The sequence below is a fragment of the Candidatus Margulisiibacteriota bacterium genome, assembly GCA_018822365.1.
Taxonomy (GTDB): domain Bacteria; phylum Margulisbacteria; class WOR-1; order O2-12-FULL-45-9; family XYB2-FULL-48-7; genus XYB2-FULL-45-9.
This window is the reverse complement of record JAHJKL010000024.1, coordinates 1-4,596: the sequence shown is the minus strand read 5'-3', so window position 1 is coordinate 4,596 and position 4,596 is coordinate 1. Positions and strand designations below refer to the sequence as shown.

The following is a 4,596-nucleotide window of genomic DNA, read 5'->3' as shown; positions in this document are numbered from 1 at the left end:
GGCCATTTCAAAGAAGTAAGTCATGTATTCGGTCAGATCGTGCGACAGGGTCCGGCGGCTAAGTTCCCGCAGAGCTTCGGTCCGGATCACTTCGCAGGCGGTCCCAAGCGGCACCCCCATTTGGCGGGAATAATCCCCCTGGTTCGCTTTCATATAATCAAAACATTCACGCATAGTCAGGAAATCGGTCAGCGGATTATCGCCGGTGATCCGAACGACATATTCAGACGGGACAAGAGATGTCGCGCCCAGAAACCGATCAAGAACGTTCTTCACCTCTCCACGGTAACACTTCACTTTTTTGGTCAGGCAAAACTCTTCGACCTTGTCGTCCGAAGGATTGACGGTCGCGCAAATAATAAAATCGTCCAGCTCTTTGGTCGCCAGTAAACGGTCGACCAGGACTTCCAACAGGGGTTTTCCGGCCAAAGGACGGAAAGCTTTGCCAGGCAAGCGGGTCGATTCGGTCCGGACCGCGACTAGCCCAACGATCTCTTTCGCCATCTTAACCTTTTCCCTGCTGATACTGACTAATCAATTCAGCCAACAAAACATCATCATCTTCGGCTTTTTTTACTAGCGGAAAGAGGTTTTTGTCAACTTTGGTATATAACATGAACGTTCTGTATAGTTTCTCAATCTCCGCCTTTGACAACTGGGGCATGGTCAAAACACTCGTTTCACTAGGATACTCATAGATATCTCCAGTCGGGTCAAAAAAACCATTATCAATGCAAACTTGGCGCAATTTCGATCCCATAAAAGGCTGAAAAATACCTACCGAATAGGTCGCGGGCTTACACCGCCTAAACAATTCGATCGTGTCAAAAATAAGTTCGCGGGTTTCAAAGGGCAAACCGATCATCGCAAAAGCGGAAGGAAGAACCTTGGTTTTATTGTGAAAAATGTCAAAAGCCTCAATGATCTTGGTATTGGGGACCCGCCGGTTCAGGACTTCGCCGCGGAACTTCTCATTGCCGACCTCGATCCCGATCGTCATCAGATAACAGCCCATGTCATCGACAATCTTGGCTTTTTCTTCGGTCACGGAAAACGGATGCGTCATCGCGTAAAAAGGAAGCCCCACCTCGCGCTTGTATATTTTAGCCAAATCTTTAAACAAGTTTATTTCCATCGATAAAAAGGTCTCGTCCAAAAAGTAAAACATTTCAACCTTATATTTATCTTTAAGGACTATCAAATCTTCAATCGCCCGATCGATGGTCTTATGCCTCAAATATTTTTGCGGCGCAGTTAAATTCCTTAAGGCGGTACACGAACAGTAATTGCATGAGTACGGACAGCCCCGACTAAACTCGACCGACCCGATCCGGCGCATGCGACCATTCAAAGGGGCATAAATGTGCTGTTCGGAAAAAAAGCTCCAGTCCAAAACTGGGAGTTTATCAAGCGAGATCAACTCCCGCAAAGGATTTTTATAGATCTGCCCATTCTGTTTGACCCAAAGATTCCTGACGTCCGTGATATCCTGCTTCTTGTCGAGGCGGCGCAAAAGCTCATCCAGCGCGTATTCCCCCTCGCCGAGGCAGATCATATCGACCGACGGCTCAGCGATCACCTGATCGGGACAGATCGAAGGATGCAAGCCACCGTATATGACCGGCAGACCGGGAAAAACCTCTTTGATTTTACGGGACCATTTAATGGCATGATAATAATTTGCTGAAAGGATGGAAAAACCAATCAGATCAGGCTTAGATTCGCGGATTTTGTTATGAAGATCGGCCTCGGCATCCGAGTCAAGGTATTCAAAAACAACAGGATTTTCAATCGGTTTATATAAGCCGAATTTCTCGCCAACTTTGTTCCGATTCTTCTCCGTATACTGGCGGTAAAAAGTCGTATCAAAAATCTCGATCTCATGCCCCAGCGATTTCAAATAACTCGCCAGATTGGTCAATCCGATCGGGAATGAACCCCTCATTGTCGCGTTCATGTAAACAAAAAGTAATTTCATGTCATTCACCCTTCCCAGTTTTTTGGGCAAAAATAAGCATATTGCCGCTCAAGCGATTGTTTCTCAAATATTCTTGAAAATTGTTTCGCTGTTGATCGTCCGCTTCACAAGCGATATATTTAATAAAAGGCGGCACAGTTGGCGCAACCCCGGCTAAAATCTGCTTTCTAACCACTTCAATATCCAAAATTCCCGGGGTCATCTTTTTGACAACCTTAAACCCGCATCGTTTAAGCAGTAAATCGATCGTATCAACATTAAAATAATTAAGATGGCATGGCCCATGAATATTTTTATATGATTGTCCCAAAGTCATCATATCAAAACCATGTCGATTGGGAGTAGTAAAGCCAAGATACCCCCCTTTTTTTAACAGTTGATTTATTTTGCGGAGAAACTCGTAAGGAGAAAAAATATGCTCGATCGTTTCAAAATTGAGGGCGATATCGTAACGGGACGACGGAGCCCTAAAACTTTCGAGCGTTGTTTTATGCGCTTTAATCCCCTTCGCGGCGCAGGCGCGGCAAGCCCCATCATCAGGATCTACTCCTTCGACCGAAAATCGGTTTTTTTCTTTAATGATCTCCAGAAAAGTCCCGATACTGCACCCGATCTCAACCAACCGGCCAGTCGTTTTGCCAACGCCGCCTAAAAAATCAAGCACCTGCCGGGCGCGCCGCTCAAAAATATATTTTGTTCTGGATTTTTCGTTTTTCATTAATTCCCTGGTAAACAGCGCGATCGCCTTCGAATTGATATAAAAATTATCAAGCGTCTTTTTGGTCGGACGGGGATTGATAAAGAGGGTGTCGCAATCTGGGCAAGCGTGAAAAGAGAACTGGCCTTTTACGAACGCCTCCGGAGTCTCCCGCCGATCGCAGCACGGACAGTTGATCTTGGCGAATGAAGCGCGATAAGGATTGATCAATTCGTTGACATCTTTTTCAAGCAAAGAGAAAAAGTCGTCCTTGAATTTATCGGTCCTTAGCTTCTCTTCGATCCCCTGGCTTTCTTTTATCGCTGTTACCATCATTTTTTCACCCTTTCACAAACATATTTCTCAATAGAATCTCGTCCTTACCGACGACGCGCCTCAATTTCCGGCCCAAATAATCGGCAATTTCTTTTCGATAAAGGCCTTTTTCGCCGCCAACCATCTCCCCCAGCTTAAAAGCGAGAGAGTTGGCCTTAAGTTTCTCCCCGGCCTCGAGGGCTCGCGCCGCAACGGCAATCTTTCTTTTTTTCAGGAAATATTCTTTTTCAAGCCTGGTAAGCTTGAATTCTCCCGAACCACACGCCGCTTGCGTCTTGACCAATAAGGCGCGCAGTTTATCCAGTTCATGGAAATCAATGGCGGATTGCCAATCATAGGTCTTTTTCCGATTCGCGAGATAGACGTGCTTTTCCACGGCGCAAGCCCCCTTGGCCACGGCCAGGCAGGGCAAAACGGCGGCAAAAAGATCGCGCGGATCGCTATGGTCCATAAAACCGACGTTGCAGCCGTAACGCTCGCGCAAATATTCCAGCCTGTTCAATTGCGACTCCTCCGGCGGGGTCGGGAAAGACTGAAAGCCGAGCAAAAAGCAGAGCTTCTCGCCGCCGGGCAATTTAATAATTCTTTCGATCTCTTTCAGCTCCGCGCCGCCGGTAGAGACAAAAACCTTCTTCTTAAGTCCGACGACCTTCTTAATAAATTCAAGGTCATCAACATCGCTGGCATAGACCTTGAACAGGTCGGCGTTCAAGTCTGCGGCCAACGCCAGCGACCGGTCGCCAAAAACATCAAAAGCCACTTTTTTATGCGCCGCCTTGACCCTGGCCACGACTTTTTTCCAAAAAGAAAAAGAGAACTCAAAAGATTTAAAAAGGGAATATTGGGAATGGTGAGGCACTAATAATTCGTCGGCGATGATCAATTGAAATTTAACGGCATCCGCCGCTGTCTGGCAGACCCCGTCAACCAGCTCAAAAAGATAAACCTCGTCTCCGGCATGGCAATTGGCGATCTCCGCGATAAGTAAAGGAAAAGCATTTTTTTTCATATTATAAATAATTGACCTGGCAGTCTTTACAGGCGGCAATCTGGTCAAACTTACATTGCCGGTGCAAGGCTCTCATCCGCTCCATCTGCTCCCCTTTCCAGATCTGAGCGATAGTTTGCGTCCGGACATCGCCAACCGGATTTCTCATCTGGTGATCGCCGCAACACATCAAAACGACGCCATCCCACAAGATCACCAGCCGCTGCCATAACTGCGGACAAGGGATCCGTTTCCCGCTTAAAGGAGCGACATTCGCTGATTCACCGATATTATTGTAGTTGCTCCGATAACGCGAAAACCCGATCCTGTTGGCTTTATCTTCCCAGAACTTTATGTAATCGGCCGCTTCCTGGCTGTTTGACGACATGTAGACCATTTGCACCTGGACGCTCGGCAACTTTTTACCCAGTGAGTTTCTGATCTCTATAAAACGAAGGATCTTCGGGATGGTCACGTCATAGCTGGTCCCTCTGCGGATCGAGTTATAAACCGCCGGAGTAACGCCGTCAACGGAAAACTTGATCCTTGAAAGCCCCGCTTCTATAAGGCCCTTTGACAATTCATCGGTCAAAAGAG

5 protein-coding genes are annotated in these 4,596 nt (G+C 47.0%); all 5 read right to left on the bottom strand.

Annotated elements, in window-relative coordinates:
* A partial coding sequence (locus KKF06_01420) for a hypothetical protein (GenBank protein ID MBU1616426.1) occupies nucleotides 1-504 on the bottom strand: 504 nt, incomplete at its 3' end.
* 1 nt (nucleotide 505) lies between these two features.
* Nucleotides 506-1,978 carry a B12-binding domain-containing radical SAM protein gene (locus KKF06_01415; protein ID MBU1616425.1) on the bottom strand — a complete coding sequence of 491 codons (1,473 nt, stop codon included), beginning with the start codon at nucleotides 1,976-1,978 and terminating at the stop codon, nucleotides 506-508.
* Between the two features lies 1 nt (nucleotide 1,979).
* Nucleotides 1,980-3,011 (bottom strand): class I SAM-dependent methyltransferase, encoded by a 1,032-nt coding sequence (locus KKF06_01410; GenBank protein ID MBU1616424.1) that lies wholly within the window; start codon nucleotides 3,009-3,011, stop codon nucleotides 1,980-1,982.
* 4 nt (nucleotides 3,012-3,015) lie between these two features.
* Complete coding sequence (locus tag KKF06_01405) at nucleotides 3,016-4,020, bottom strand: N-acetylneuraminate synthase family protein (protein MBU1616423.1); 1,005 nt, start codon at nucleotides 4,018-4,020, stop codon at nucleotides 3,016-3,018.
* Nucleotide 4,021: 1 nt separating this feature from the next.
* Nucleotides 4,022-4,596 (bottom strand): SPASM domain-containing protein (locus KKF06_01400; protein MBU1616422.1); only part of this gene is annotated, 575 nt, incomplete at its 5' end.

Coding starts and splice junctions, on each gene's coding strand:
- KKF06_01415 (MBU1616425.1), bottom strand. CDS start 1,978: ATGAAATTACTTTTTGTTTACATGAACGCGACAATGAGGGGTTCATTC.
- KKF06_01410 (MBU1616424.1), bottom strand. CDS start 3,011: ATGATGGTAACAGCGATAAAAGAAAGCCAGGGGATCGAAGAGAAGCTA.
- KKF06_01405 (MBU1616423.1), bottom strand. CDS start 4,020: ATGAAAAAAAATGCTTTTCCTTTACTTATCGCGGAGATCGCCAATTGC.